Raw genomic sequence first — 26,835 nt, forward strand, 5'->3', positions numbered from 1 at the left:
CGGGCCGGCTCGCCGCGCTCAGATACCGAGCACCCGCCGCAACTGCGCGGCATCGACGCCGCTGCCGGCGAAATCGTCGAACGCATGCTCGGCCACGCGGATGATGTGCCGGTGGATGAACTCCGCGCCCTCGCGCGCGCCGTCGTGCGGATGCTTCAACGCGCACTCCCATTCGAGCACCGCCCAGCCGGGGAAATCGAACTGCGCCATCTTCGAGAAGATCGCGCCGAAATCGATCTGCCCGTCGCCGAGCGAGCGAAAGCGCCCCGCACGTTCGACCCAGCCGCTATAGCCGCCGTACACGCCCTGCTTGCCGGTCGGCCGGAACTCGGCATCCTTCACATGAAACGCCTTGATACGCTCGTGATAGATGTCGATGAATGCCAGGTAGTCGAGCTGTTGCAGCACGAAGTGGCTCGGGTCGTACAGGATGTTCGCGCGCGGATGCTGATCGAGCGCGGCCAGAAAGCGCTCGAACGTGACGCCGTCGTGCAGGTCCTCGCCCGGATGCAATTCGTAGCAGACGTCGACGCCGGCCGCATCGAACGCATCGAGGATCGGCCGCCAGCGCCGCGCGAGTTCGTCGAACGCGGTTTCGACGAGGCCGGCCGGCCGCTGCGGCCACGGATACAGATACGGCCACGCGAGCGCGCCAGAAAACGACACGTGCGTGGACAGGCCCAGACGCCGCGACGCCTGCGCGGCGAGCTTCATCTGCGCGATCGCCCATTGCGTGCGGGCGGCCGGATCGCCGCGCACCTGCGGCGCGGCGAAGCCGTCGAACAGCGTGTCGTAGGCTGGATGCACGGCGACCAGTTGGCCTTGCAGATGGGTCGACAGCTCGGTGATCGCGACGCCCGCGTGGTCGACGGTTTCGCGCAGTTCGTCGCAATACGCGTCGCTGCTCGCCGCTTTTTCGAGGTCGATCAGGCTCGGATCGCACGGCACCTGAATCCCTTTGAAGCCGAGCCCGGCGGCCCAGCCGGCCAGGTGCGCGAGATTGTCGAACGGCACCTCGTCGCCCATGAACTGGGCGAGAAAGATGGCCGGACCCTTGATGGTTTTCATCGTACGGCTCCTCGAACGGGCGCGCGCCGCGCGGTCCCGCATCAGGCGATGCGAGCGCGACCGCGCGGCGCGCGCTATGCGTTGCTCAAAGCGCGGCTGACCGCGCCGCTCAGAACGGCGAGTCCGGAAAATAGAACTGCTGAGCATTTTCCTTCGTGATCAGCACCGACGGAATGATCGTCGTGGCCGGCAGCTTGTCGCCTTTGAGCCGCGCTTCGGCGGTCAGCTTGATCGCGTCGTAGATGAATTTCGGCGAGTACGACACGTCGGCCTTGATCATCGGCGCGCCGTCCATCACGTTCTTCACCATCCCCTTCGAACCGGCGCCGCCGAACACGATCTTGATCTCGTTGCGCCTGGCCTGATCGATCGCCTTGATCACGCCGACCGCCATGTCGTCGTCGGCGGCCCACACCGCGTCGATATGCTTGAAGCGGGTCAGGTAGTCCTGCATCACCTTGAACGCGTCGTCGCGATTCCAGTTGGCGTACTTCGCGTCGAGGATCTTGATCTCCGGATAGTTCTTCAGCACGCCGGTGAACGCGCTCCAGCGCTCGTTGTCGAGCGTGGTCGGAATGCCGCGCAGCGCGACGATGTTGCCCTTGCCGTCGAGCGCCTTGGCGAGATACTCGGCTGGAATCTTGCCGAACGCGGTGTTGTCGCCCGCCACGTATGCATCCTGCGCGCTGGTGTCGGTCAGCCCGCGATCGACGACCGTCACGTACACGCCTTTCTTCTTGACCTGCGCGACCGGCTGCGTGAGCGACGCCGATTCATACGGGAAAATCACCAGCGCGTTGATCTTGTTGACGGTCACGAGATCCTGCAACTGGTTCGCCTGCTCGGGCGCGTTCGCCGCGGTCTTCACGATCACCTTCAGATCGGGATGCGCTTTCTCCAGATCGGCTTTCGCCTTGTTCGCCCACCAGACGATGCCGCCGGTGAAGCCGTGGTCGGCGGTCGGAATCGCGACGCCCAGCGTGACCTTGTCGTCGGCGCGCGCCGCGCCGGCCGTGCCCAGTATCCCCAGCGCCAGCATGCCGGCGCCGATCGCTCGAAAGACCTGCTTCATGGTTGTGTCTCCATTGGTGAGGCGTTCGCTCGCCTCGTTTTTCGGACTTGCCGCCGTTTTACCGCGCCTGCTTCACTGCCGCTGCCGCACTACCGTTGCACCAACGCCCTGCCCTTACCGTCGCCCGCGCTGCACGAACGCGACGAAGATAATCACCACGCCCTGCACCGCCGCGTTCAGATACACGCTGATGATGCTGGTCAGATTCAGAATGTTCGCGATCACCGACAGCAGGATCGCGCCGATCACGGTGCCGATCACGCGCCCTTCGCCGCCCTTGAGCGCAGTGCCGCCGACCACCACCGACGCGATCGCCTCCAGCTCCCACAGCAAGCCGGTGGTCGGCGTCGCCGAACCGAGCCGCGGCACGTACAGCACGGTCGCGACGCCGACGCAGATGCCGAGCAGCACATAGGTGACGATCTTCACCGTATCGACGCGAATCGCCGCATAGCGCGCGACCTGTTCGTTCGAGCCGATCGCCTGCACGTGGCGGCCGAACGCGGTGCGATTGAGGATCAGCGCGCCGCCGGCCGCGACCACCAGAAACACCCAGATCGGCACCGGCACGCCGAACAGGCTCGCGTAATAGACCGGCCCATAAAGATCGGATAACGAATCGTTGAGCGTGAGCGCGCCGCCGTCGGCGAGCCACGTGAGCACCGCGCGAAAAATCCCCAGCGTGCCGAGCGTGACGATGAACGGCTCGATGCGTCCCTTGGTGATCAGCAGGCCGTGCGCGCAGCCGAACAGCGCGCCGAGCACGAGCGCGGCGACGATGCCGATCGCGACGATCGCGAACGGCGCGAACGTATGGCCGGTCGCGCCGGAAGCGAGAGCGTTCATCAGCCAGATCATGCTGCCGGCGATCAGCGCGGCCATCGAGCCGACCGACAGATCGATCCCGCCGGAGATGATCACGAAGGTCATGCCGACCGCGATGATGCCGATGAACGACGTGCGCGTGAGCACGTTCATCAGGTTGTCGAGCGTCGCGAAGTCGCGATTGAGCAGCGTGCCGACGATGCACAGCACGATCAGCCCGACCAGCGGCCCGAGTGCATACAGGCGATGCGCGAAGCGCAGCGCGCGGCCGCTTTGCACGGTCTCAGTGGGTGCCGGTCGCATGAGCGATCAACTCCTCTTCGGTCAGATGTTCGAGCGTGAGCGTCGCTTGCAGGCGACCGGCACGCATCACCGCGACGCGGTGGCACAAGCCGATCAGCTCGATCAGTTCGGATGAAATGACGATCACCGCGCGGCCCTGCGCGGCGAGCCGGTGAATCAGGAAATAGATATCGCGCTTCGCGCCGACATCGACGCCGCGAGTCGGCTCGTCGAGCACGATCACATTCGGCTCGGGTTGCAGAAACTTCGCGAGCGCGAGCTTCTGCTGATTGCCGCCAGAGAGCATCCGCGCGCGGCTCGTCAGGTCGCCGGTGCGAATGCCGAATTCGCCGACCGCTTTGGTCAACGCCGCGCGTCCCGCCTTCAGGTCGAGCAGCGGATGCGCGTAGCGTTCGAGCGTCATCAGCGTGAGGTTGTCCTGCAGGCTCAGGTCGACGTGCAGCCCCTTGCCCTTGCGGTCCTCGCTCAGATACGTGAGGCCGTGACGCATCGCGTCGCGCGGGCTTTTCAGATCGACGTGCCGGCCGGCGATTTCGATGCTGCCGGCCGTGCATTTGCGCAGGCCGAGCAACGCTTCGAACGCTTCGGTGCGGCCCGCGCCGACCAGCCCCGCGAAGCCGAGCACTTCGCCCGCGCGCACGTCGAAGCTCAGGCCCTCGACCCAGTCGGGCACGCTCAGGCCGCGCACCTGCAACGCGACCGGCGTAGCGGCGGGCACCGTCTGTTTGGGCGGAAACATGTCGGACACGTCGCGCCCGACCATCAGGTTCGCCATCTGCTGGCGCGCGAGTCCGGCGGTCTCGCCGCGCGCGACGAAGCGGCCGTCGCGCATCACGATCACTTCGTCGGTGATGCGCTCGACCTCGTCGAGCTTGTGCGAGATGTAGACGATCGTCACGCCGTCGGCCTTCAGCTTCGTCATCAGCGCGAACAGGCGCTCGGTTTCGGCGGGCGTGAGCGTCGCGGTCGGCTCGTCCATGATCAGCAGACGCGCGCGCCGCGACAGCGCCTTCGCGATCTCGACCATCTGCTTTTCCGCGACGATCAGCTCGCGCACCTTGGTGTCCGGCGCTTTCTGCAAACCGACCTGCGCGAGATAGCGGGCGGCGTCGCTGCGCATCGCCGCGTCGTCGACGAACCAGCCGCGGCGCTTTTCGTGGCCCAGGTACATGTTCTGCGCGATCGTCAGATGCTCGGCCAGGTTGAACTCCTGGTGGATCAGCACGATGCCCTGCGCTTCGGCGTCGCGCGAACCGGCGAAGCGCTGCGCGTGACCATCGACGAACAGGCTGCCCGAGCTCGCGCTCTCGTAACCGGCGAGGATTTTCATCAGCGTCGATTTGCCCGCGCCGTTCTCGCCGAGCAATCCGTAGACGCGCCCCGGCGCCAGCTCGAAGCTCACGCCGTGCAGCACGCGCACCGGGCCGAAGTCCTTGCGGATGTCGTCGAAACGGATCGCGAGACTCATCGCTTACGCACTCCTTCGGACCACCAGGCGATGCGGCAGCAGCACGCCCGGCACGTTCGCCTGCGGATTCGCGAGGCGTTGCAGCAGCAGACGCGCGGCCGTTTCGCCGAGCTCGCGCATCGGCTGCGCGATCGTCGTCAGCGGCGGATCGATCTGCGCGGCCAGCGAAATGTCGTCGAAGCCGGCCACCGCGACATCGTCGGGCACCCGCTTGCCGACGCTGCGCAAGCCGTGAATCACGCCGATCGCGAGCGTGTCCGACACCGCGAAGATCGCGCTCGGTGCATCGGGTTGTTGCATCAGCGCGGCGGCGGCTGTGGCGCCCGCTTCGTAGTCGAGGCTGTTCAGGTTCATCCGCCAGCGCGGGTCCGGCTCGATGCCGGCGTCGCTCAACGCGTCGAGATAGCCCTGCTGACGCTGGCGCGCATACAGATAGTCGACGTCGGAATTGATCAGCCCGATGCGCCGGTGGCCGCGCGCGAGCAGATGACGGACCGCGTCGCCGGCCGCGCGGTAGTTGTCGATGCCGACGTACGGCACGCCGACGGCCGGATCGAACTCGCAGCACGCGACCCACGGCAGCGCCTGCGACGCTTCGCCGAGCGCCTGCTGGATCGTCGCCGGATCGAGGCAGATCGCGCCGTCCGCGCGACGCCGCCGCAGCATGTCGAAGTAGCTGCGCTCGCGGCCCGGGTCCGCGCCGGTGTCGCACAGCAGCATGAAATAGCCGTGCTGACGCGCGACCGTGTCGATCCCCCGCACGATCTCCGCGTAGAACGGATTGCCGAAGTCGGGGACCATCGTCAGCAGCAGCCGGCTTTCGGCGGTGCGCAGGTTGCGCGCGAGTTCGTTGACGCGGTAGCCGCTCGCGTCGATCGCGGCCAGCACCTTGTCGCGGGTCGCGGGCCGCACGTTGTCGTGGCCGTTCAGCACGCGCGACACGGTCGCGACCGACACGCCCGCCCGCTCGGCGACGCCGGCGATCGACGGACCTTCGCCCGCGCGCGCCGCTGCCGCCGCTGCTGCCGGGTCCGCCGGGTCCGCCTGTACCGGCTGCACCGATGATTGGCCCGGCGCTCCCGCCGAAGCGGCCGGCGACGATGAGGACGGCGTTCTGGACACGAGACCCCGCGGCACGAAAATGTAATCGATTACATTTATCGGCGATGGCGATGCGAAGCGCAAGGACGGATCGCTAGGGATAAATACGGGGGCCGGCGCGGGCCGTGAGCGGGCCGTAACCCGCCCGCCGCTGCCCGCAAGCAGCCGGGACGCGACCGCCATTTGGTACAATCCCGCCGTTTCCCTGACGGCGCGGCAGCCTCGCGGCACGCCGCAGCGGCTTTCCCACAAAAAAGCCGCGCGCGCTGGCCGAAGCCGGCGCAAGCCGGGCCACGCTCAGGGCGAAAGTCAGCGGTCCTACCCGCTCGCCAAACCAAAACCGCCGAATCCACCATGAACATCGAGCAAGCGCGTTTCAACATGATCGAACAGCAGATCCGCCCCTGGGAAGTGCTCGACCAGGACGTGCTGAATCTGTTGTCGATCGTCAAACGTGAGAATTTCGTCCCCGCCGCTTACCGCGACCTCGCATTCGCCGACTTCGAAGTGCCGCTGCCGGCCGGCCAGCACATGCTGGCGCCGCGCGTCGAAGCGCGCGTGCTGCAGGAACTGGCGGTGAAGAAGCATGAAAGCGTGCTCGAAATCGGCGCGGGCTCGGGTTACATGGCGGCGCTGCTCGCACATCGCGCGCAGCACGTGCTGACCGTCGATATCGAGCCGGAACTGGCAGAACTCGCGAAGAGCAACCTGATCGCCAACGGCGTGCTGAACGCCGAAGTGGTGACCGGCGACGCCGCGCGCGGCTGGGCCGGCGCCGCGCCGTACGACGTGATCTGCGTGTCGGGCGGCCTGCCGGTGCTGCCGCAGGAAATCCTCGAACAACTGAAGGTGGGCGGCCGTCTGGCGGCGTTCGTCGGCACCGCGCCGGTGATGAAGGCGCAGGTCATCACGCGTATCGACGAAAAGCAGTACCGCATTTCCGATGTGTTCGAAACCTACGTCGAGCCGCTCGCCAACGCGGTGCAGCCGGCGCGCTTCAAGTTCTGACCTGCCTGCCGACAGACAGGCGTTATCGATCCGGGCGGCGCAGTGCCGCCGCCCTTTGAACCGGATGTTCCGCAGATGCAAAACCTGACCGCTCCGGCGCTCGCCGAATGGCTCGCCGATACTTCGCGCCCCGCGCCCGTGCTGCTCGACGTGCGTGAGCCGTGGGAACTGCAAACGGCGTCGATGGCCGGCATCGTGTCGATTCCGATGCGCGAGATCCCCGCGCGCAGCGAAGAACTCGACGACGACGCGCAGATCGTCTGCATCTGCCACCACGGCGCGCGCAGCGCGCAGGTCGCGATGTTCCTCGAGTCGCGCGGCCACACCAACGTGTTCAATCTGCAAGGCGGTATCGACGCGTGGTCGCGTCAGGTCGATCCTTCGGTTCCGACGTATTGAGATTTGCCGCGCGAGTCGCGGATTGAGACGGCGCAAGGGCTGATGGTCCTTGCGCCGTTTTGCGTTTGGGGCGCGAATGTGCGCTTCGTTTCCGAGCGGGTACGCAGAGGCGCTTCGGGTTGCCTATCACTGCTTTTCGTTCCCGAGCGGATACGAAGCCGTCACCAAGATATTCCACTGGCTCGCTCCGTTCCCATACGGATACGAAACAGGAGTTTCGTGCGCCGTCGGGTGCTACACTGTTCCCGAGCGGGAACGAAAGGGGGAGCCGTGAACGACATCGTCGACAGCACGCAAACACTGGGCGTACTCATACGCGCGACGCGCATGGCGCAGGGTTTGACGCGCGACGAACTCGCGCACGCTACCGGTCTTTCGCCGAAATTCATCTCGCAGATCGAAGCGGGAAAGACGACCGCGCAATTCGGTAAGGTCCTCGAACTGCTCGGCGAGTTGGGCATCAAGCTTCACGCCGAGCCCTCGACCCCTATCCCGCCAGAAATCGCGACGGCCGCCACACGCCGGCGCCGCGCTTCCAGCAAAACCTCCGCGGACCAGCCGAGGTAGCGCATGTCGCGAAACACCCTGCTCGTATACGCAAACCGGCGGCGCGTCGGGACGCTGACCGATGACAACGGCATCTGGTCATTCGGTTATGACGGCACGTGGGTGGCGGACAAACTCGCGGGACAAATCCTTCAAGTACCGCAACGCAAACGCCGCGTCGCTTGCCGCCTGCATCGCCACACTTCAGGCTAAGGCCGCGGCGCGTCTCGCCATTTTCAGGTGGTCGGTATTGAACGTCCTGATCGGCAATGCGGACGCACACCTCAAAAACCTGTCCTTTTTCTCCAGTTCGAAAGGTTATCAACTGGCGCCGTTTTACGACCTCGTCAGCACGGTGGTCTACAACACGCCCACTTACAACGAGACGGGTGAACCGTGGCCTGGCGTCGAACTATCGATGCCGATGGGCGATACTCGCCACTTCAGTGACATCAGTCGCAAGAACGTGCTTGCGTTTGCCGATGAGCTGGGCTTGCGCGCAGCCGGTGCCGCAACGCAACTGGACAGACTTCTTCACGATCTGGGCCACCATGTTGCGCTTACGCGTGCACACATAAACGAGATCGCGCAACCGGACGCCGGCGAGATTCGCCTGCTCGACTCGATCGAGCGACTGCCGATAGCCGAGATGAGCCGGGCACTGCGCTGAGCGGAACGCCGCTCCCCCACTCTTCGAATTCGCGGTGTTCCGCTGCAACCCAGCGCGTAATGCACAACCTCGGCACAACCATGCGGCGCACATGCACCGTCCGCTAGCATCGCTTCACATTGGCGGCGCCGCACGCTTCGTCACGGCGCGTCGCGCACCCGAACGAAGCGCGGGGGCGCAGAACGAAGCGCGGCTGCACCAGATTCGCGCCGCGCTTCGCGCGGCCTCCCGCCGATTCGTTGCGAACACACCTTTCACCAGCGCGTCACAGAGCGCGCCACGACAAGCATCGCGCGCACCGCCGCATCTCACGAGCGGCCGATGCGCTAATTGGCATACCCCTTGCAGTAGTCAAACGGCGAATCGTGCGAGCTCAGCATTGCTGGCTGAAATCGACGCTCATAACAGTCACCATCCATGGCAAGGGGAAAGCAGATGAAACGTCGCAGTCTGTTGAAACTAGGTTCGATGTCCGGCGCGTTGGCGCTCGCGGGCCGCGTGCCGTTCGCGCATGCGCAGCCCGAGAGCGGCCCGATCAAGGTGGGCATCCTGCATTCGCTGTCGGGCACGATGGCGATCTCCGAAACGTCGCTGAAGGACACCGCGTTGATGACGATCGCCGACATCAACAAGAACGGCGGCGTGATGGGCCGGCAGATCCAGCCGGTGGTGGTCGATCCCGCGTCGAACTGGCCGCTGTTCGCCGAGAAGGCACGCCAGCTTCTGACCCAGGACAAATGCGCGGCCGTGTTCGGCTGCTGGACCTCGGTGTCGCGCAAATCGGTGCTGCCGGTGTTCGAGGAACTGAACGGTCTGCTGTTCTATCCGGTGCAGTACGAAGGCGAAGAGATGTCGCGCAACGTGTTCTACACCGGCGCGGCGCCGAACCAGCAGGCGATTCCGGCCACCGAATATCTGATGAGCGCGGAAGGCGGCGGCGCGAAGCGCTTCTTCCTGCTCGGCACCGACTATGTGTATCCGCGCACGACCAACAAGATCCTGCGCGCCTTCCTCAAATCGAAAGGCGTGCAGGAAGCGGATATTCAGGAGGTCTACACGCCGTTCGGCCATAGCGACTATCAGACCATCGTCGCGAACATCAAGACCTTCTCGCAAGGCGGCAAGACCGCGGTGATCTCGACCGTGAACGGCGATTCGAACGTGCCGTTCTACAAGGAACTGGGCAACCAGGGGCTGAAGGCGTCGGACGTACCGGTGGTCGCGTTCTCGGTCGGCGAGGAAGAGCTGCGCGGCATCGATACGAAACCGCTGGTCGGCAATCTCGCCGCGTGGAACTACTTCATGTCGGTGCGCAATCCGGCCAACGAAAAGTTCAAGAAGCAATGGGCCACGTGGGTCAAGGACAACAACCTGCCGGGCGGCGCGAAGCGCGTGACCAACGATCCGATGGAAGCGACCTTCGTCGGCATCCATATGTGGAAGCAGGCGGTCGAGAAAGCGAAAAGCACCGAGGTCGACAAGGTGCGCGTCGCAATGGTCGGCCAGACCTTCGCCGCGCCGTCGGGCTTCACGCTCGAAATGGACGGTAACCATCACCTGCACAAGCCGGTGATGATCGGCGAGGTCCGCGCGGACGGTCAGTTCAACGTCGTGTGGCGCACCAAGGGGCCGGTGCGCGCGCAGCCGTGGAGTCCGTTCATCGCCGGCAATGCGGGCAAGCCGGATGTCGTGTCGTCGATTCCGGCGTTTCTCCGGCGCTCGCGCGTCGCGTGATCGGGTGAGCTTCGCGGCGGTGGTGTAGCGGGCGCGGACGGCGCGATACGCGTCGCGCCGCGCTGTTCCGTACCGTGCCGTCAGTCCGGGCCGCCGCCGCGCCGCCCCGCTCACGCCACTCCAGCCGCTCCCGCCACCCGGCGAGCCGTAAAAGTAAAAAGGCGATCATGGCGTTTTCATTTCTCACCCCGCTCCGCGCGCGCTTCCTGCCGCGCGCGGCAGTTTGCTTCGCATCCCGTACGATCCGCGGCGCGGCGCTCGTGGTGGCCCTTGCCGCCGTACCAGGCGCCGCGTTCGCGCTGACCCAGGCCGACGTCGCACCGCTTGCCGGCGACGACTTCGAAGCGAAGTCCGCCGCTATCGACAAACTGATCGCGACACACGACGCCGCATCGCTCGCGGTGCTCAACGCTCTCGCGGACGACAGCGCGCTCGCGACCGACGCCGGCGCTCTGCTGCTGCAAGACGGCGACAACACGCGCGATGCCGTCACCGGCCAGCCGGTCGCCGCGAGCGACGCGCAACCGGTCACGCTGAACAACCTGCTGCGCTCGAAAGTGGCGGGCGCGCTGTCGGGCCTGCAACTCGCATCGCCCGATCAGGCCACGCGCGCGGCCGCCGTCGATGCGTTGCTGCGCAATCCCGATCCGTCGCTCAAGCCGCTGGTCGACGCGGCCCGCGCGAAGGAAACCGACCCCGCGCTGAAAAAGCGTCTCGACACGCTGTGGGCGATGACCGCGCTGCACGACGCCGATCCGGCCAAGCGCCTCGACGCAGTGCAACTGGTCGCCGCGCGCGGCGATCTCGAGATGAACGAACTATTGCGCCCGCTGGTCGCGAAGAAGCCGGACGGCTCTTTCGTGGAAACCGACGAGCGGGTGCGCGCCGCCGCGCAAAGCGGCCTCGACGCACTCGACGCGATCCAGCGCCGCAGCCAGATCGCCGGCACGCTGTTCGCGGGGCTGTCGCTCGGCAGCGTGCTGCTGCTCGCCGCGCTCGGCCTCGCGATCACGTACGGGCTGATCGGCGTGATCAACATGGCGCACGGCGAATTCCTGATGATCGGCGCGTATGCGACCTACGTGGTGCAGAACCTGTTTCAACGCTTCGCGCCCGGCGCGTTCGACTGGTATCCGCTGCTCGCGATACCGGCCGCGTTCGTCGCGGCCGCGCTGGTCGGCATCGTGCTCGAACGGCTGGTGCTCAAGCATCTGTACGGCCGTCCGCTCGAAACGCTGCTGACCACCTTCGGCGTGAGCCTGATCCTGATTCAGGCGACCCGCATGCTGTTCGGCGCGCAGAACGTGCAGGTCGTCAATCCCGCGTGGATGAGCGGCGGCATCAACGTGCTGCCGAATCTGATCCTGCCGTACAACCGGCTCGCGATTCTGGCGTTCTCGCTGATCGTCGTCGCGATCGCGTGGGCGGTGCTGACGCGCACACGGCTCGGTCTGTTCGTGCGCGCGGTCACGCAGAACCGCCGGATGGCCGCGTGCGTCGGCGTGAAAACCGCGCGCGTCGATTCGTATGCGTTCGCGTTCGGCGCGGGCATCGCGGGTCTCGGCGGCTGCGCGCTGTCGCAGATCGGCAATGTCGGGCCCGACCTCGGCCAGAGCTACATCATCGATTCGTTCATGGCGGTCGTGCTCGGCGGCGTCGGCCAGCTCGCCGGCACCGTGCTCGGCGGCTTCGGGCTCGGTCTCGTCAGCAAGGCGATCGAACCGTTCTGGGGCGCGGTGCTCGCGAAAATCGCGGTGCTCGTGCTGATCGTGTTGTTCATCCAGAAGCGTCCGCAGGGCATGTTCGCCCTCAAGGGCCGTAGCGCGGAGGCGTGAGATGACATCGGCAACTTCTTCGGCAAATCGATCTTCGAGTCCCGCGCCGCGCGCTGGCGCTGGCAGCGTCGCGGACAACCCGCTCGCCGGCGACAGCGGCTTCGCGCTCGGCCTGCCGCCGCGCCCCGCGCTGCTGTCGCGGCGCGCGTGGCTCGCGCTGGTCGCGCTGATCATCGGGTTCGGTCTCGGCGTGCCGTTCGCCGCGCTGGTGATCCCCGAGACCAGCGCGCTGCATCTGTCCGCGTACGCAATGACGCTGACCGGCAAGTTCATGTGCTACGCGATCGCCGCGCTCGCGCTCGATCTGGTGTGGGGCTACTGCGGGATTCTGAGCCTGGGCCACGCGCTGTTCTTCGCGCTCGGCGGCTACGCGATCGGCATGTACCTGATGCGCGCGATCGGCCACGACGGCAAGTACGGCAGCGATCTGCCCGACTTCATGGTGTTTCTCGACTGGCACCAGTTGCCGTGGTACTGGCAGGGCACCCAGCATCTAGGCTACGCATTGCTGCTGGTCGTGCTGGTGCCGGCCGTGGTCGCGTGGGTGTTCGGCTTCTTCACGTTCCGCTCGCGCGTGAAAGGCGTGTATCTGTCGATCATCACCCAGGCGATGACCTTCGCCGCGATGCTGCTGTTCTATCGCAACGAAACCGGCTTCGGCGGCAACAACGGCTTCACCGACTTCAAGCGCATCGGCGGCTTTCCGATCACGCATCAAGGCACCCGCGCGGCGCTGCTGCTGATTACCTTCGCGGTCCTGATCGTTGCGTTTCTCGCCGCGCGCGCGATCGTCACGTCCAAGCTCGGCCGCGTCGTCACCGCGGTGCGCGACGGCGAAACGCGTCTGATGTTCCTCGGCTACAGCCCGCTCGCGTACAAGCTGTTCGTGTGGACCCTGTCGGCGGTGCTGTGCGGGATCGCCGGCGCGCTCTATGTACCGCAGGTCGGCATCATCAATCCGGGCGAGATGTCGCCGGGCAACTCGATCGAAATGGCGATCTGGGTCGCGGTGGGCGGACGCGGCACGCTGATCGGCCCGATCATCGGCGCGTTCGCGGTAAACGGCGCGAAGAGCTTTTTCACCGCGAATTTTCCCGAGTACTGGCTGTTCTTTCTCGGCCTGATTTTCGTGCTGGTGCCGCTGCTGCTGCCGAACGGGATCATGGGGCTGACCGCGCTGCTCAAGCGCAAGGGGAACCACTGATGAACGAAAACCCGATGGTCCCCGACCTGGACTTGCCCGAAGCACCGGCGGAACGCTCGCTCAGCGGCGTCGCCAGCATGGGTCACGTGGTGGTGCCCGGCGAGATCGATACGTCGCACGGCACCATCCTCTACCTGGAGGACGTGACCGTCAGCTTCGACGGCTTTCGCGCGCTGAACGCGCTGTCGCTCGCGATCGACGCGGGCGAGTTGCGCTGCGTCATCGGCCCGAACGGCGCGGGCAAGACGACGATGATGGATGTGATCACCGGCAAGACCACGCCCGACCAGGGCAAGGTGTTTCTCGGCCAGTCGATCGATCTGACGCGGATGAACGAACCGTCGATCGCGCGCGCCGGCATCGGCCGCAAGTTTCAGAAACCGACCGTGTTCGAGCAGCATCCGGTGTGGGAAAACCTCGAACTCGCGATGAAGGCCGACAAGGGCTGGTGGGCATCGCTGCGCGCGCGGCTCGATCGCGACGCGCAGGCACGCATCGAAGCGACGCTCGAACTGATCGGCCTGGAGAGTGAAGCGCGGCGGCTCGCCGGCGAGCTGTCGCACGGCCAGAAGCAGCGGCTCGAAATCGGCATGCTGCTGATGCAGCAACCGGCGCTGCTGCTGCTCGACGAGCCGGCGGCCGGCATGACCGACGACGAAACGATGCAGCTCGCCGAGCTGCTGAACCGGCTGCGCGGCAGTTGCTCGATGATGGTCGTCGAACACGACATGGAGTTCGTCGCGGCGCTCGCGGGCGAGACCGGCAAGGTGACGGTGATGGCCGAGGGCCGCGTGCTCGCGCACGGCACGCTCGACGAGGTGAAACGCGACGAGACGGTGATCGAGTCTTATCTCGGGCGTTGAAGCCGGCCACCGCATTCGCAAACAGACAGGATTCCAGAACATGCTCGAAGTCGACCGACTGAACCAGTATTACGGCGGCAGTCACATTCTGCGCGACGTGAAGCTGACCGTGCCCGACGGCAAGCTCACCGTGCTGCTCGGGCGCAACGGCGTGGGCAAGACCACGCTGCTTCGCTGCCTGATGGGCGTGGTGCCGACCCGAAGCGGCGCAATCGCATGGCGCGGCGCGCCGCTCACCAAGCTGCCGACCCATGCGCGCGTCGCGCAAGGGCTCGCTTACGTGCCGCAAGGGCGCGATATCTTTCCTCGTCTGACCGTCGAGGAAAACCTGCTGGTTGGCGCGGCCAGCAAAAAGGCGCCGAAGCAGATTCCGGAGCGCATCTACGAGCTGTTTCCGGTGCTCAAGGATATGCGCAGCCGGCGCGGCGGCGATCTGTCCGGCGGCCAGCAGCAACAGCTGGCGATCGGCCGCGCGCTGATGAGCGAGCCGCAACTGCTGATCCTCGACGAACCGACCGAGGGCATCCAGCCGTCGATCATTCAGGACATCGGCCGCACGCTGCGGCAACTGGTCGAGGAAATGGGCCTGACCGTGCTGCTGGTCGAACAGTATTACGACTTCGCGAAGGCGATCGCCGACAAGTACTGGGTGATGAGCCGCGGCGAGATCGTCGCCGGCGGCGACGGCGCGAACATGGATGCCGATGGGGTGCGGGGGTTGATCGCGGTTTGATCGCGGTTTGACCGCTGCCCGCGCCGGCGCGAATCCGAACCACCGCTCAAGTTATCGTCCGGACTACCGTTAGACAGGCTGGGGCCTGCTTATCGGGCGGAGCGCACATGCGTTCCGCTTGTAAGCAGACGCTACGCAGTGCCAACAGCCTCACGGGCGGAGACCATGGACGAAAACAATCAGCTCAGGCGCGAGTTCTATCGCAATCCCGCATCGTATTGCCGGGTCATGAACGTCGAAGCGGCGGTCACCTTCGGTTTGTTCCGGGTGGATAGCGGCGGGACGGTCGGCATGCTGTCGGTGCGCTGGGAGAAGCTCGGCAACGAACTTGCGCCGCAACTGCACGCGTACTACGACAGCTGGCACGTGCTCGCGTCGTTTCCCGACGTGCTCGCGAAGATGGCCGGGATGACCGGGCCGTCGTGTTCGCCGGACGCGTTCTGCCAGTTGCTGCTGGACTGCGGCTTCATCAACCGGGCCGAACGCGGCGTGGACGGTCACCTCGAGCCGGCGCTGGTCCGCTAGAGCCGCCCCGCTTTGCGCTCAGGCGCGCGCCACCATATCAAATCGAAGGGAGAACAGCATGACCGTGACGGTTCACGTCGAATATCAGTACTGCCAGCATGGCAAGAAAGCAATCCTGACTGGCAACGACTCGTTGACCGTCGCCGAGAACACCACGCGCGCGATCCTCGCGATGCTGCGCCTGCTGCATCCCCAATGGGAAGGCATCAAGGTGCTGTCGGTGACCGAGCCGGCGGCGCAGGGCAGCGCGCCGTAATCGATCACGCACGCACACTCACGCACACCTCGGCGCGGCGGCACGCGTGCTATTCTCGCCGCGTCCTCCACGACGATCGTCCCGCCCTTCGCATGTCGCTCCACGAAAACCACGCCACGCTCGCCAGCGCGCAACCCGCCGCGCCGGCGCCGTGGCGCGCCCGTCTCGAACTCGGTTTTACCGGCGACGCCGCTCGCACGACGCTCGCGCATCGGCTGCACGACGGCCCGCTGCGCGTGCAACGGCCGCTCTATCCGGAAGGCCCGGCGATCTGCCATGCGGTGATCGTGCATCCGCCCGGCGGTATCGCGGGCGGCGATCAGCTCGATATCGACGTCACGCTCGGCGCGCACACACACGCGGTGCTGACGACGCCCGGCGCGACCAAGTGGTACAAGTCGAACGGCCGCGCCGCGCGGCAGCGCATTGCGCTGTCGGTCGGCGCACACGCGAAGCTCGACTGGCTGCCGCAAAACAATATCGTGTTCGACCATGCGAACGCGCAGCTCGATTTTTCGCTGACGCTCGCCGAAGGAGCGAGCGCGCTCGGCTGGGACGCGACGCAGCTCGGCCGTCAGGCGGCCGGCGAACGCTGGTCGGCTGGCAGCTTGCGCGCGGTGTCGCGCATCGTCGGTGCGAATGGCGAGCTGCTGTGGTTCGAGCGCGCGAGCCTCGTCGCGGACGATCCGCTGCGCGACTCGGCCCAGGGCCTGGGCGGCTTTCCGGCCTACGGCACGTTATGGGCGGTCAGTCCCGCTTGCGACGATGCGCTCGCCGAAGCGCTGACCGCGCAACTGCCGTTCGATGATTCGCTGCGGGCCGCGGCCTCGTGCGTGACGCAAGGGGTGCTGGTGGTGCGCGCCGTGTCGCGTTCGATGGAGACGCTGCAACACGCGCTGACGCGCTGCTGGTTGCATTTGCGGCCGCTCGTGCATGGGGTGGATGCGCAGCCGTTGCGACTGTGGACGACGTAGCAGCGCGGCACGCCTCCTTTCACCTGCATAACACCGGCTCGCACCAAACCGGCGCACATGTACGCCCCAAGTCTGTGCGCGCGACTCTTTCGCGCACTGCTGCTAGTCCCGGTGCGATGGCACGCAGCTTGCATCACATTGGCTCGCGAGATTGGCTGGCCACCGTGCGCGATCCTGGCAGCGCGATGCCACGGCGGCTGACCTTCACCCAACAAACAACCACACCGCTCACGCTTCCGACCATGACACGCCTTCTTTCCCGCCCGGCGCGCCGCGCGTTGCTGGCCGCGCTGCTCGCTCTGCCGATCGTCGCCGACCTCGCTTTTCACGCGTCCGCCGCGCACGCCGGCACGCATTCCACCACGTCGAACCCGTGCTTCGGCGCGTCGCCGCGCACCGGCGTGTAACGCCGTAAGCGCATCGTTAGCAGGACTTGCTACCGTTACCGGCCGAGCGCGCGCTGCGAATCGCCGCGCCTTTACGACATCCCTACGCAAACAACTCGCCCCCATGAAGCTGACACCTCGCGAGAAGGACAAGCTGCTGATCTTCACCGCCGCGCTGCTCGCCGAACGGCGCCGCGCGCGCGGCCTCAAGCTCAATTACCCGGAGGCGGTTGCCTTCATCACCGCCGCGCTGATGGAAGCCGCGCGCGACGGTAAAACCGTCGCCGAAGTGATGCACTACGGCACCACGCTGCTGACCCGCGACGACGTGATGGAAGGCGTGCCCGAGATGATTCCCGATATCCAGGTCGAAGCGACGTTCCCCGACGGCACCAAGCTCGTCACCGTTCATCATCCGATTCCCTGAACCCTTCAGCGCCAAGGCACGCTCCATGATTCCCGGCGAACTTCTCATCGACGACGGCGAGCACGAACTGAACGCGGGCCGCGCGACCGTCACCGTGCTCGTGTCGAACACCGGCGACCGCCCGGTGCAGATCGGCTCGCATTACCACTTCTACGAGGTGAACGACGCGCTGAGCTTCGATCGCGAAGCCGCGCGCGGCTTCCGGCTGAACATCGCGGCCGGCACCGCGGTGCGTTTCGAGCCCGGCCAGGAACGCACGGTCGAACTCGTCGCGCTGGCCGGCGAGCGCGTCGTGTACGGCTTCAACGGCAAGGTGATGGGCAAGCTGTGATGCTCTCTCTTTCCCCGCAACCTCGTTGCTTCGGACTCACAACATGACACTACGCATTGGCCGCCGCGCATACGCGGAGATGTTCGGCCCCACTACCGGCGACCGCGTGCGCCTCGCCGACACCGAACTCGTGATCGAGATCGAACGCGACTTCACGACCTATGGCGAAGAGGTCAAGTTCGGCGGCGGCAAGGTGATTCGCGACGGCATGGGCCAGTCGCAACGCGTGCATGCGGACGTCGTCGATACCGTCGTCACGAACGCGGTGATCCTCGATCACTGGGGCATCGTGAAAGCCGACATCGGCATCAAGGACGGCCGCATCGCGGCGATCGGCAAGGCCGGCAATCCCGACATCCAGCCAAACGTGACGATCGCGATCGGCGCGTCGACCGAGGTGATCGCCGGCGAAGGGCTGATCGTGACGGCGGGCGGCATCGATACGCACATTCACTTCATCAGCCCGCAGCAGATCGAGGAAGCGCTCGCGAGCGGCGTGACGACGATGCTCGGCGGCGGCACCGGCCCCGCGACCGGCACCAACGCGACCACCTGCACGCCGGGGCCGTGGCACATGGAGCGCATGCTGCAGGCCGCCGACGGCTATCCGATGAATCTCGGCTTTCTCGGCAAGGGCAACGTGAGCCAGCCGCAGCCCGCGCTCGAACAGATCGCCGCCGGCGCGATCGGTTTGAAGCTGCACGAGGACTGGGGCTCGACACCGGCGGCGATCGACAACTGCCTGTCCGTCGCCGACGACACCGACACCCAGGTCGCCATCCACACCGACACGCTGAACGAAGCGGGCTTCGTCGAGGCGACGGTGGCCGCGTTCAAGGGCCGCACGATCCACACGTATCACACCGAGGGCGCGGGCGGCGGCCACGCGCCGGACATCATCAAGGTCTGCGGCGAGGCGAACGTGCTGCCGTCGTCGACCAATCCGACCCGGCCGTACACGGTCAACACGCTCGAAGAACACCTCGACATGCTGATGGTGTGCCATCACCTGGACCCGTCGATCGCCGAGGACATCGCGTTCGCGGAATCGCGGATTCGCCGCGAGACGATCGCGGCCGAGGACATCCTGCACGATCTCGGCGCGCTGTCGATGCTGTCGTCCGATTCGCAGGCGATGGGCCGGGTCGGCGAAGTGATCATCCGCACGTGGCAGACCGCGCACAAGATGAAGGTGCAGCGCGGCGCGCTGCCCGGCGACAGCGCGCGTCACGACAATTTCCGCGCGAAGCGCTATGTCGCGAAGTACACGATCAATCCGGCGCTCACGCACGGAATCGCGCATGAGGTCGGCTCGATCGAGCCGGGCAAGTGGGCCGACCTGGTGTTCTGGGAGCCGGCGTTTTTCGGCATCAAGCCGTCGCTGATCCTGAAGGGCGGGATGATCGCGATGGCGCAGATGGGCGACCCGAACGCATCGATTCCGACGCCGCAGCCGGTTCACTATCGCGAGATGTTCGCGACCCGCGGCGGTGCGTTGGGGCGCACGTCGCTCACCTTCGTGTCGCAGCTCGCGGCCGACGCGAACGTCGCCGAACGCTATGGCCTGACCAAGCGCATCGTCGCGGTGAAGAACTGCCGCAGCGTGACGAAGGCCGACATGATTCACAACGCGTGGCAACCGTCGATCAGCGTCGATCCGGAGACCTATCAGGTGATCGCCGACGGCCAGTTGCTGACCTGCGAGCCGGCCACCGTGCTGCCGATGGCGCAACGCTATTTTCTGTTCTGACCATGCGTACTCTCGACAAGCGGCTCGCGCCGCATCTGAAGCTTGCCCCGGTGCTGGTCGCGCGCGCGCCGACCCTGACGCTCGCGTTCGACGAGCGTCGCAAGAGCCGCCTCGCGGCGACGCTCGACAACGGCGAGGAAGTCGCCGTGCTGCTCGCGCGCGGCACCGTGCTGCGCGACGGCGACGTGCTGATCGCCGACGACGGCGGGCTCGTGCGGATCGTCGCGAAGGCCGAAGCGGTGCTGCTCGTACGCGCCGCCGATGCGCTGACGTTGACGCGCGCCGCGTATCACCTGGGCAACCGGCATACGCCGGTCGAGGTCGGCGCCGATTATCTGAAGCTCGAATACGATCCGGTGCTCGCCGATATGCTCACGCGCATCGGTGCGACGGTCGAGCGGGTGGAGTTGGCGTTTCAGCCCGAAACGGGTGCTTATGGCGGTGGGCATAAGCATGGGCATGACGAGACGTTCGCCGAGGACTATGCGATCGCGCAGCAGGTGTTTGGCGAGCATCATGGGCATGGCCATTCGCACGAGCATGGTCATGGTCACGACCACGAGCACAGCCACTCTCACGAGCACGGCCACGATCACGCCCACGAGCACGGCGACCACTCCCACGACGACTGCTGCGGGCACTCGCACCACCCGCATCACCATGCGCATCGCTGAACTCACCGCGCTGCTGCATCTCGCGTCGCCGGCGTTGCCGATCGGCGCCTTCAGCTATTCGCAGGGACTGGAAGCGGCAATCGAAGCGCAGTTGATCACCGACGCCGATTCCGCCCGCGCATGGATCGAAAGCGGCTTGACCGATGTGCTCGCGCGCGGCGAACTGCCGTTTCTCGCGCAGCAGATCGAACGCTGGCGCATTCATGACGCCGCCGCTCTCGCCGACGCGAACGCGGAATTCCTCGCGAGCCGCGAGTCCGCCGAGTTGCGTCGCGAGACCGAGCAGATGGGCTGGTCATTGCGGCAACTGTGCGTATCGCTCGAATGGGGCGACGCGGCCCGGCGCGCGACGCTCTCCTCGATCACCCCGCTCGCGCAGCCGACCGCGTTCGCATTCGCCGCCCACGCGCACGACGCCGCGACCGATGCCGCGCTCGCCGCCTACGCGTTCAGCTGGGTCGAAAACCAGGCGGCCGCCGCATTGAAGGCGGTGCCGCTCGGTCAACTCGCGGGGCAACGCATCATCGTCGCGCTGCGCGAGCCGATCGACGCGGCCGTCACGCGCGCGCTCGCGACCTCGCGCGAGAACCTCAACACTTTCGCGCCGCAACTCGGCATTCTGTCGGCGCGCCACGAGTCGCAGTATTCGCGGCTGTTCCGTTCGTAGCCGCGATTGCGAAACTCGCACACCCGGCACGCTTAGCATCACTGGACATTCCACCATGAACGCACCTCATCATCCCGCTGCTCACCTGAACGCCCGCACGAAGAAACTGCCGCCGCTGCGGGTAGGCGTCGGCGGCCCGGTCGGCTCGGGCAAAACCACGCTGCTCGAAATGCTGTGCAAGGCGATGCGCGACCAGTACGACCTCGTCGCGATCACCAACGACATCTATACGAAGGAAGATCAGCGCCTGCTGACGGTGGCGGGCGCGCTGCCGGCCGAGCGGATCATGGGCGTCGAGACGGGCGGCTGCCCGCACACGGCGATCCGCGAAGACGCGTCGATCAACCTCGAAGCGGTCGACCGCATGCTCACGCGCTTTCCGGATGCTGACATCGTGTTCATCGAATCGGGCGGCGACAATCTCGCGGCGACCTTCAGCCCGGAACTGTCGGACCTGACGATCTATGTGATCGACGTCGCGGGCGGCGAGAAGATTCCGCGCAAGGGCGGCCCGGGTATCACGAAGTCGGATCTGCTGGTGATCAACAAAACGGACCTCGCGCCGCTGGTCGGCGCGAACCTCGACGTGATGGCATCGGATGCGAAGAAGATGCGCGGCGAGCGGCCGTTCGTGATGTGCAATCTGAAGGCGCTCGATGGGTTGAATGAGGTGGTGGCGTTTATCGAGAAGAAGGGGTTGTTGAAGGCTTGATTGCGCAAGCTCAATGATACGAAGAATAGTGGGATAGGGCCCTCATCAAACTTGCGCGATGAAGCACGAAAAAAGACGCCGCATTGCACGGCGTCTCTCCTGTCCTACTACTCCGGCAACAACGCCGCCAACACATCCACAGTCCGCGCGGTCGCCCCGCGATGCCGCGCCGCGAACGCCGCCGCCGCCCCGCCCATCGCGAGCCGGCGCGCCTTATCGCCGAACAGCTCCCGCAACGCCCGCGCCAGATCCGCCGGATCCTGCACCTGCACCGCGGCGCCGGCCGCGACCGCATCGGCGGTAGCCTGCGTGAAGTTGAACACGTGCGGCCCGATCAGCACCGGCACGCCGACCGCGCACGCCTCGATCAGATTCTGCCCACCGAGCGGCAACAAACTGCCGCCGATAAACGCCAGATCCGACGCCGCGTAATAAGCGCCCAACTCGCCCATCGAATCGCCGAGCAGTACCTTCACCTCGCGCGGCAACGCAGCCACCCCACCCTCGGCCCCGAGCGCCGCCGACGCAACCTTCGCATCCGGCGCCCAGTTCGAACGCCGCTCCAGCCGCAGCCCGGCCTTCTCGACCAGCGCGGCAACCTCGTTGAAGCGCTGCGGGTGACGCGGCACCAGAATCAGCAACGCATCGTCGACGCCGAGCGCCGCAAACGCGTCGAGCACCAACGCCTCTTCACCCTCGCGAGTGCTGGCCGCGACCCACACCGGCCGCGTACCGATCGCCGCGCGCCACGCATGACCGCGCGCCGCCAGTTCGGGCGGCGTGCTCATATCGAACTTCAGATTACCGAGCACGGCGACGTTGCGCGCACCGAGCGCGCTCAGCCGTTCGGCATCCGAAGGACTTTGCGCAAGCACCCGCGCAAACCCGCCGAACACATCCTTCGTCGCGCCGCCGAACTTCGCCGCGCGCCGGTACGAGCGCGCCGACATCCGCGCATTGGTCAGCACCAGCGGCACGTCCGCGCGTCGGCATTCGTCGATCAGCGTCGGCCACACTTCGGTTTCCATCACGAGCCCGAGCGTCGGCCGCCACGCGTGCAGAAAGCGCCGCACCGCGCCCGGCATGTCGTACGGCAGATAGCTGCGCAGCACCCGGTCGCCGAAAATCGCGGTGCCGGTCGCGCGACCGCTCGGCGTCATATGGGTCAGCAGGATGCGCGCGTCGGGGCGCGCCTTCATCAGTGCCTCGATCAGCGGCTGCGCGGCGCGCGTCTCGCCGACCGACACCGCATGCACCCAGATCAGCGGCGCGGCATCTTCAGGCAAACGCCCGCGCGAATAACCGAAACGCTCGCCGATATGCTCGCGATAACCGCGCTCCTTGCGCGAACGGATCAGCAGACGCAACACCGCCAGCGGCGCGATCAGCCACCAGAGCGCGCGATAAATCGCTCTTAGCATCGATACTCCGGGTGGCGGCAGGAAGTGACGAGAAGGATAGGCATGCGCCGCAGGTTCGGCGCACAGCGCGGCGAGCGGGCCGGCAACGCCGGCACCGCGAAAGAACGAACCGCCGCGTTCAAACCAGCGCCCTGCCCTTCAGGCGCTCGAGGATGCCGAGCGGCGCGCATTCGGGTTGCGCCATCGCCTTGACCGGCAGGAAAAAGGTCTGTTCCAGCATGAACTGGCCGGACATCACCGCGTGCGAAGTCTGATCGGAGAAACACACCCACACGCTGCCCGGCGGAAACGGCATGGTCTGCTGCGGGCTGCTCTTCTGATAGTCGAGATCGGCCTTCATCCCGTCGTGCAGATGCAGCATCAGATGGTCGTACTCGCTGCGCGGCGACTTGGTGATGTGCAGCAGATTCAGCAGCCAGGCCGAGCCCGGCATCTGCGGCTTGATGCGCGGCAGAAAGCGCCGCGCCATGTCCTCGAACGGTTCGCCGACGCGCCACACGCGCGGCGCGCCGTGCGGATTGACGTTGGTGAACACGCGCAAAATGCGCTCGCCGTAATTCGGCCGCGACGGGAACGCGTCGACGTGCAGACGGCTGTCGTCCTTGCGCCACGAAGTTTCGCGCGTTTCGACCTGATGCAGCCGCAGGCTGGTCGGCGCGACGCGCAGCTTGCCGTCGTATTCGGGAAACAGGCCATCGACCAGCGTGCGGGCATTGGCCTGATAACGCGCGATCAACGCCCGTACCGCCGACTGCGTGACCGCGTCGCCGGCCACGCCGTGCAGCGCGCCGCCGTTCGGTCCGAGGCTGATGTTCTTGCGGTTCGGGTCGGCGAGCGCCGGGTCGAGCAGCGCCTGCTCGCCGCCTTCGATCGCAAAGCGCAGGTTCGGGAAGTACAGCACCTTGCCGCGCTCGACGCCGGCCAGCAACGTCTCGCGCGGCACGGACAGATTGCGGCCGTGCCAGTCGGCGTTCGCTACTTCGATGATCTGGGTTTCGTTCATGGTCGCCCTTGAATGCGGAGGGTGCGCGAGGCGAAGCGCACCGACGGTTGCCGCGGCTGCGGTTGCCTGCCGGTCCCGCTTACAGCAGACCGAAAGCGGCCAACGCCGACTTGACCTGCTGCAGCGTGGGCGGCTGCCCGGCCGCGCCGAGATTGACGACGTTCGGCGACCAGTAGCCGCCGGTACGCCACGCGGTCGAGAAATTGTACAACTCGACCGTCGGCCGCTTCAGCGCCGCGGCGATGTGTACCAAACCGGTGTCGACGCCGACCGTCGCGGCCGCGCCGTCGATCAGCCCGACCACCGCCGGCAGCGACAGCTTCGGCGGCACGATCGCGGCCGCGCCGAACTCTTTCGCGAGCCGTTCGCTGGTCGCGCGCTCGGCGTCGCTGCCCCACGGCAGCACGATCGACGCGCCGCGCCGCACCAGCGATTGCCCCAGTTCGATCCACGCGGTATCGGGCCACTGCTTGTCGGCGCGCGAGGTCGCGTGCACGAACACCACGTAAGGCACCGGCAGATTCAGATTGGCTTGCGAGAGCGCCAGCGCCGCGCGCCCGGTATCGAGGCCGAACTCGATCTCGTCGGTCGGTTGCGGCGCCGGATCGCCGAGCGCCGCGGCCACCAGTTGACGGGTGCGCTCGACCACGTGGGTGCGCGACTCGATCGGCACGCGCCGGTCATAGAAGAAGCGCACCGGCCATTCGTAGCCGGCGCCGTCGGTACGATTGCCGAGGCCGACCAGCGGGCCGCGCGCCATGCTCGCGACCCACGCGGTCTTGATCAAGCCCTGGCAGTCGATCACGAGGTCGTAGTGCTCGGCCACGAGCGCGCGGCGAAACGCGCCGATCTCGCGCCAGTTGTCGACCGACAGGATGCGCTTGCGCCAGCGCCGCAGCGACACCGGAATCGCACGCCGCACACCGGTCACGAGTTCGACGAGCCCGACGAAGCTTTCCTCGACCAGCCAGTCGATCTGCGCGTCCGGATGGCGGCGCCGGATGTCGGCGATCGCCGGCATGTTGTGAACGACGTCGCCGAGAGACGACACCCTCACGATCAATATCTTTTGCGCGCTCAAGTGTGAGAAAACCGGTTATCCGGCTCGAAAATGCGTTGAAAGGAGCGCAATTCTAGCGCGTCGGATGTGTAATACATGAAAAACGCGGCGCGGGTAAGAAACCCGCGCCGCGCTCATATGCGACAGCGTTGCTGCGAGCCGTTGCCGAAGGACTCGCGGCCAGCCGAGGCCAGCCGCCGGATCAACCGGCAGCGACCGGCAGCGACCGGCATCAGCCGTCAGAACGGCAGTTTCGCATCGGCCTTTTCCGCCAGGATCACGCGGCGGAAATCTTCCTGGATGCGCTTGAGCGCCGCGTCGTTGTCGGCCTCGAAACGCATCACGACGACCGGCGTCGTGTTCGACGAACGCGCGAGACCGAAACCGTCCGGATACTCGACCCGCAGACCGTCGATCTTCACGACGTTGTCCGCGCCGGTGAACGTTGCGCTTTGCTGCAGACGCGCGATCAATTCGAAGTTCTCGCCTTCTTCGAGCTTCAGTTGCAGCTCCGGCGTGGAGTGCGAATTCGGCAGCGAATTGAGCAGCTTGCTCGGATCCTGCACGCGCGTGAGGATTTCGAGCAGACGCGCGCCCGTGTACAGGCCGTCGTCGAAACCGTACCAGCGGTCCTTGAAGAACACGTGGCCGCTCATTTCGCCCGCGAGCGGCGCGCCGGTTTCGCGCAGCTTCGCCTTCACCAGCGAGTGACCTGTCTTCCACATCAGCGGCTCGCCGCCCTTGTCCTTCACCCACTTCGCGAGGTTACGCGTGCACTTCACGTCGTAAATGATCTGCGCGCCCTTGTTGCGCGACAGCACTTCCTCGGCGAACAGCATCAGCTGACGGTCCGGGTAGATGATCTGGCCGTCTTTCGTGACCACGCCGAGACGGTCGCCGTCGCCGTCGAACGCGAAGCCGATTTCCGCGTCGGTTTCCTTCAGCGCGCGAATCACGTCTTCGAGGTTTTCCGGGTGAGCCGGGTCCGGGTGATGGTTCGGGAAGTTGCCGTCGACTTCGGTGAACAGTTCGACCAGTTCGCAGCCGAGCTTTTTGAACAGCTTCGGAGCCAGCGCGCCGGCGACGCCGTTGCCGGTATCGACGACGATCTTGATCGGACGCGCGAGCTTCACGTCGCTCGTGATGCGTTCGAGATACGCATCGCTGATGTCGTATTCGGTGTAGCTGCCGTTGCCGTCGGCGAAGTTGTTGTCGACGATGCGCTGATGCAGCGCGAGGATCTGTTCGCCGTAAATGGCGGCGCCGCGCAGCACCATCTTGAAGCCGTTGTAGTCCGGCGGATTGTGACTACCGGTGACGACGATGCACGAATCGACGCGGCGCTCGCCGCCCGGCAGTTGCAGCGGCACGCTCGCCGCGAAGTAGCCGACCGGGGTCGGCACCATGCCGACGTTGACCACGTCGACGCCGGCCGCACGCAAACCTTCCGACAACGCCTGGATCAGTTCGGGGCCCGACAGGCGCCCATCGCGCGCGACGACGACCGCGTCGCCGCCCTGCGCGCGCACTTCGCTGCCGAACGCGCGGCCGATGGAACGCGCCGCATCCGCGTCGAGCGTCTTGCCGATGACGCCGCGAATGTCATACGCCTTGAAAATGGATTTGGAGATCATGATGGCTCACTTGCGTGCAATGGAAATTTTTGACCTGCGCATCGCCGCTAATCGGTAAATTCGCGGTAAAACCGGGCGTTGCCACGCCGCGATGCGCCCTTGCCGGAAGCGGTCCGGTTCCAACTTATAATTGCGTTCTTCTGACCAGCCCGAATAACGCCATTCTAATGCTTAGACGCCCTCCTT

28 protein-coding genes are annotated in these 26,835 nt (G+C 66.1%); 19 read left to right on the forward strand and 9 right to left on the reverse strand.

The window, feature by feature from the left end:
- Positions 1 to 18: 18 nt before the first annotated feature.
- From LJ656_RS04095 to LJ656_RS04115, 5 genes are all read right to left on the reverse strand, one after another.
- Positions 19 to 1,068 carry a sugar phosphate isomerase/epimerase family protein gene (locus tag LJ656_RS04095; protein ID WP_230508007.1) on the reverse strand — a complete coding sequence of 350 codons (1,050 nt, stop codon included), beginning with the start codon at positions 1,066 to 1,068 and terminating at the stop codon, positions 19 to 21.
- Between the two features lie 109 nt (positions 1,069 to 1,177).
- Positions 1,178 to 2,140 carry a substrate-binding domain-containing protein gene (locus LJ656_RS04100; RefSeq protein WP_230508008.1) on the reverse strand — a complete coding sequence of 321 codons (963 nt, stop codon included), beginning with the start codon at positions 2,138 to 2,140 and terminating at the stop codon, positions 1,178 to 1,180.
- 114 nt (positions 2,141 to 2,254) lie between these two features.
- A complete protein-coding gene (locus tag LJ656_RS04105) occupies positions 2,255 to 3,268 on the reverse strand; it encodes an ABC transporter permease (protein WP_230508009.1) in 1,014 nt (337 codons plus the stop codon).
- Positions 3,249 to 4,736, reverse strand: coding sequence for a sugar ABC transporter ATP-binding protein (locus tag LJ656_RS04110; RefSeq protein ID WP_230508010.1), 1,488 nt, complete (start codon positions 4,734 to 4,736; stop codon positions 3,249 to 3,251). Before LJ656_RS04110 ends, LJ656_RS04105 begins: the two co-directional genes overlap by 20 nt.
- Before the next feature lie 3 nt (positions 4,737 to 4,739).
- Positions 4,740 to 5,795 carry a LacI family DNA-binding transcriptional regulator gene (locus LJ656_RS04115; protein ID WP_425605905.1) on the reverse strand — a complete coding sequence of 352 codons (1,056 nt, stop codon included), beginning with the start codon at positions 5,793 to 5,795 and terminating at the stop codon, positions 4,740 to 4,742.
- Between the two features lie 396 nt (positions 5,796 to 6,191).
- Between LJ656_RS04115 and LJ656_RS04120 the strand changes: the two genes are divergently transcribed.
- From LJ656_RS04120 to ureG, 19 genes are all read left to right on the forward strand, one after another.
- Positions 6,192 to 6,845: a protein-L-isoaspartate O-methyltransferase family protein gene (locus tag LJ656_RS04120; RefSeq protein WP_230508012.1), complete on the forward strand. Its 654-nt coding sequence runs from the start codon at positions 6,192 to 6,194 to the stop codon at positions 6,843 to 6,845.
- 75 nt (positions 6,846 to 6,920) lie between these two features.
- Positions 6,921 to 7,244 carry a rhodanese-like domain-containing protein gene (locus tag LJ656_RS04125; RefSeq protein ID WP_013088667.1) on the forward strand — a complete coding sequence of 108 codons (324 nt, stop codon included), beginning with the start codon at positions 6,921 to 6,923 and terminating at the stop codon, positions 7,242 to 7,244.
- Between the two features lie 270 nt (positions 7,245 to 7,514).
- Positions 7,515 to 7,811 carry a helix-turn-helix domain-containing protein gene (locus tag LJ656_RS04130; RefSeq protein WP_329958803.1) on the forward strand — a complete coding sequence of 99 codons (297 nt, stop codon included), beginning with the start codon at positions 7,515 to 7,517 and terminating at the stop codon, positions 7,809 to 7,811.
- Between the two features lie 61 nt (positions 7,812 to 7,872).
- Positions 7,873 to 8,460 carry a HipA domain-containing protein gene (locus LJ656_RS04135; protein WP_230508013.1) on the forward strand — a complete coding sequence of 196 codons (588 nt, stop codon included), beginning with the start codon at positions 7,873 to 7,875 and terminating at the stop codon, positions 8,458 to 8,460.
- 435 nt (positions 8,461 to 8,895) lie between these two features.
- On the forward strand, positions 8,896 to 10,194 hold the full coding sequence (urtA, locus tag LJ656_RS04140) for an urea ABC transporter substrate-binding protein (protein ID WP_230508014.1): 1,299 nt from the start codon (positions 8,896 to 8,898) through the stop codon (positions 10,192 to 10,194).
- Between the two features lie 167 nt (positions 10,195 to 10,361).
- Entirely contained in the window at positions 10,362 to 12,029 is a 1,668-nt protein-coding gene (gene urtB, locus LJ656_RS04145; RefSeq protein ID WP_230508015.1) for an urea ABC transporter permease subunit UrtB, read from the forward strand.
- A 1-nt stretch (position 12,030) separates the two neighbouring features.
- A complete protein-coding gene (gene urtC, locus LJ656_RS04150) occupies positions 12,031 to 13,233 on the forward strand; it encodes an urea ABC transporter permease subunit UrtC (RefSeq protein WP_230508016.1) in 1,203 nt (400 codons plus the stop codon).
- Positions 13,233 to 14,096: an urea ABC transporter ATP-binding protein UrtD gene (gene urtD / locus LJ656_RS04155; protein ID WP_230508017.1), complete on the forward strand. Its 864-nt coding sequence runs from the start codon at positions 13,233 to 13,235 to the stop codon at positions 14,094 to 14,096. Before urtC ends, urtD begins: the two co-directional genes overlap by 1 nt.
- Positions 14,097 to 14,136: 40 nt before the next feature.
- On the forward strand, positions 14,137 to 14,829 hold the full coding sequence (urtE, locus tag LJ656_RS04160) for an urea ABC transporter ATP-binding subunit UrtE (RefSeq protein WP_230508018.1): 693 nt from the start codon (positions 14,137 to 14,139) through the stop codon (positions 14,827 to 14,829).
- Between the two features lie 165 nt (positions 14,830 to 14,994).
- Positions 14,995 to 15,354, forward strand: a complete 360-nt coding sequence (locus LJ656_RS04165) for a hypothetical protein (RefSeq protein ID WP_230508019.1) — start codon at positions 14,995 to 14,997, stop codon at positions 15,352 to 15,354.
- Positions 15,355 to 15,412: 58 nt separating this feature from the next.
- The gene (locus LJ656_RS04170; RefSeq protein ID WP_075295823.1) at positions 15,413 to 15,610 is read left to right on the forward strand and encodes a hypothetical protein; all 198 of its coding nucleotides are present in this window, start codon (positions 15,413 to 15,415) and stop codon (positions 15,608 to 15,610) included.
- A 92-nt stretch (positions 15,611 to 15,702) separates the two neighbouring features.
- On the forward strand, positions 15,703 to 16,584 hold the full coding sequence (locus LJ656_RS04175; RefSeq protein ID WP_230508020.1) for an urease accessory protein UreD: 882 nt from the start codon (positions 15,703 to 15,705) through the stop codon (positions 16,582 to 16,584).
- 242 nt (positions 16,585 to 16,826) lie between these two features.
- Positions 16,827 to 16,991 (forward strand): hypothetical protein, encoded by a 165-nt coding sequence (locus LJ656_RS04180; RefSeq protein ID WP_230508021.1) that lies wholly within the window; start codon positions 16,827 to 16,829, stop codon positions 16,989 to 16,991.
- Positions 16,992 to 17,094: 103 nt separating this feature from the next.
- Positions 17,095 to 17,397: an urease subunit gamma gene (gene ureA / locus LJ656_RS04185; protein ID WP_006048588.1), complete on the forward strand. Its 303-nt coding sequence runs from the start codon at positions 17,095 to 17,097 to the stop codon at positions 17,395 to 17,397.
- A gap of 25 nt (positions 17,398 to 17,422) precedes the next feature.
- Positions 17,423 to 17,728: an urease subunit beta gene (locus LJ656_RS04190; RefSeq protein ID WP_230508022.1), complete on the forward strand. Its 306-nt coding sequence runs from the start codon at positions 17,423 to 17,425 to the stop codon at positions 17,726 to 17,728.
- Between the two features lie 43 nt (positions 17,729 to 17,771).
- On the forward strand, positions 17,772 to 19,478 hold the full coding sequence (ureC, locus tag LJ656_RS04195) for an urease subunit alpha (protein WP_230508023.1): 1,707 nt from the start codon (positions 17,772 to 17,774) through the stop codon (positions 19,476 to 19,478).
- A gap of 2 nt (positions 19,479 to 19,480) precedes the next feature.
- The gene (gene ureE / locus LJ656_RS04200; protein WP_230508024.1) at positions 19,481 to 20,152 is read left to right on the forward strand and encodes an urease accessory protein UreE; all 672 of its coding nucleotides are present in this window, start codon (positions 19,481 to 19,483) and stop codon (positions 20,150 to 20,152) included.
- Entirely contained in the window at positions 20,139 to 20,819 is a 681-nt protein-coding gene (locus tag LJ656_RS04205) for an urease accessory protein UreF (protein ID WP_230508025.1), read from the forward strand. The genes ureE and LJ656_RS04205 overlap by 14 nt, the downstream gene beginning before the upstream one ends.
- 55 nt (positions 20,820 to 20,874) lie before the next feature.
- Entirely contained in the window at positions 20,875 to 21,531 is a 657-nt protein-coding gene (gene ureG, locus LJ656_RS04210) for an urease accessory protein UreG (RefSeq protein ID WP_230508026.1), read from the forward strand.
- A gap of 107 nt (positions 21,532 to 21,638) precedes the next feature.
- Here the strand turns inward: ureG and waaA are convergent, their stop codons facing one another.
- From waaA to LJ656_RS04230, 4 genes are all read right to left on the reverse strand, one after another.
- Positions 21,639 to 22,952: a lipid IV(A) 3-deoxy-D-manno-octulosonic acid transferase gene (gene waaA / locus LJ656_RS04215; protein WP_230508027.1), complete on the reverse strand. Its 1,314-nt coding sequence runs from the start codon at positions 22,950 to 22,952 to the stop codon at positions 21,639 to 21,641.
- Positions 22,953 to 23,070: 118 nt separating this feature from the next.
- Positions 23,071 to 23,955, reverse strand: a complete 885-nt coding sequence (gene kdoO / locus LJ656_RS04220) for a Kdo hydroxylase KdoO (RefSeq protein WP_230508028.1) — start codon at positions 23,953 to 23,955, stop codon at positions 23,071 to 23,073.
- Between the two features lie 79 nt (positions 23,956 to 24,034).
- Complete coding sequence (gene waaC, locus LJ656_RS04225) at positions 24,035 to 24,976, reverse strand: lipopolysaccharide heptosyltransferase I (protein ID WP_230508367.1); 942 nt, start codon at positions 24,974 to 24,976, stop codon at positions 24,035 to 24,037.
- A gap of 278 nt (positions 24,977 to 25,254) precedes the next feature.
- Complete coding sequence (locus LJ656_RS04230) at positions 25,255 to 26,649, reverse strand: phosphomannomutase/phosphoglucomutase (protein WP_230508029.1); 1,395 nt, start codon at positions 26,647 to 26,649, stop codon at positions 25,255 to 25,257.
- Positions 26,650 to 26,835: the final 186 nt, after the last annotated feature.

The sequence above is a fragment of the Paraburkholderia sejongensis genome (assembly GCF_020880815.1).
In the GTDB taxonomy this organism is placed as follows: Bacteria; Pseudomonadota; Gammaproteobacteria; order Burkholderiales; family Burkholderiaceae; genus Paraburkholderia; species Paraburkholderia sejongensis.

Coding starts and splice junctions, on each gene's coding strand:
- LJ656_RS04095 (WP_230508007.1), bottom strand. CDS start 1,068: ATGAAAACCATCAAGGGTCCGGCCATCTTTCTCGCCCAGTTCATGGGC.
- LJ656_RS04100 (WP_230508008.1), bottom strand. CDS start 2,140: ATGAAGCAGGTCTTTCGAGCGATCGGCGCCGGCATGCTGGCGCTGGGG.
- LJ656_RS04105 (WP_230508009.1), bottom strand. CDS start 3,268: ATGCGACCGGCACCCACTGAGACCGTGCAAAGCGGCCGCGCGCTGCGC.
- LJ656_RS04110 (WP_230508010.1), bottom strand. CDS start 4,736: ATGAGTCTCGCGATCCGTTTCGACGACATCCGCAAGGACTTCGGCCCG.
- LJ656_RS04120 (WP_230508012.1), top strand. CDS start 6,192: ATGAACATCGAGCAAGCGCGTTTCAACATGATCGAACAGCAGATCCGC.
- LJ656_RS04125 (WP_013088667.1), top strand. CDS start 6,921: ATGCAAAACCTGACCGCTCCGGCGCTCGCCGAATGGCTCGCCGATACT.
- LJ656_RS04135 (WP_230508013.1), top strand. CDS start 7,873: ATGACAACGGCATCTGGTCATTCGGTTATGACGGCACGTGGGTGGCGG.
- urtA (WP_230508014.1), top strand. CDS start 8,896: ATGAAACGTCGCAGTCTGTTGAAACTAGGTTCGATGTCCGGCGCGTTG.
- urtB (WP_230508015.1), top strand. CDS start 10,362: ATGGCGTTTTCATTTCTCACCCCGCTCCGCGCGCGCTTCCTGCCGCGC.
- urtC (WP_230508016.1), top strand. CDS start 12,031: ATGACATCGGCAACTTCTTCGGCAAATCGATCTTCGAGTCCCGCGCCG.
- urtD (WP_230508017.1), top strand. CDS start 13,233: ATGAACGAAAACCCGATGGTCCCCGACCTGGACTTGCCCGAAGCACCG.
- urtE (WP_230508018.1), top strand. CDS start 14,137: ATGCTCGAAGTCGACCGACTGAACCAGTATTACGGCGGCAGTCACATT.
- LJ656_RS04165 (WP_230508019.1), top strand. CDS start 14,995: ATGGACGAAAACAATCAGCTCAGGCGCGAGTTCTATCGCAATCCCGCA.
- LJ656_RS04170 (WP_075295823.1), top strand. CDS start 15,413: ATGACCGTGACGGTTCACGTCGAATATCAGTACTGCCAGCATGGCAAG.
- LJ656_RS04175 (WP_230508020.1), top strand. CDS start 15,703: ATGTCGCTCCACGAAAACCACGCCACGCTCGCCAGCGCGCAACCCGCC.
- LJ656_RS04180 (WP_230508021.1), top strand. CDS start 16,827: ATGACACGCCTTCTTTCCCGCCCGGCGCGCCGCGCGTTGCTGGCCGCG.
- ureA (WP_006048588.1), top strand. CDS start 17,095: ATGAAGCTGACACCTCGCGAGAAGGACAAGCTGCTGATCTTCACCGCC.
- LJ656_RS04190 (WP_230508022.1), top strand. CDS start 17,423: ATGATTCCCGGCGAACTTCTCATCGACGACGGCGAGCACGAACTGAAC.
- ureC (WP_230508023.1), top strand. CDS start 17,772: ATGACACTACGCATTGGCCGCCGCGCATACGCGGAGATGTTCGGCCCC.
- ureE (WP_230508024.1), top strand. CDS start 19,481: ATGCGTACTCTCGACAAGCGGCTCGCGCCGCATCTGAAGCTTGCCCCG.
- LJ656_RS04205 (WP_230508025.1), top strand. CDS start 20,139: ATGCGCATCGCTGAACTCACCGCGCTGCTGCATCTCGCGTCGCCGGCG.
- ureG (WP_230508026.1), top strand. CDS start 20,875: ATGAACGCACCTCATCATCCCGCTGCTCACCTGAACGCCCGCACGAAG.
- waaA (WP_230508027.1), bottom strand. CDS start 22,952: ATGCTAAGAGCGATTTATCGCGCGCTCTGGTGGCTGATCGCGCCGCTG.
- kdoO (WP_230508028.1), bottom strand. CDS start 23,955: ATGAACGAAACCCAGATCATCGAAGTAGCGAACGCCGACTGGCACGGC.
- waaC (WP_230508367.1), bottom strand. CDS start 24,976: ATGCCGGCGATCGCCGACATCCGGCGCCGCCATCCGGACGCGCAGATC.
- LJ656_RS04230 (WP_230508029.1), bottom strand. CDS start 26,649: ATGATCTCCAAATCCATTTTCAAGGCGTATGACATTCGCGGCGTCATC.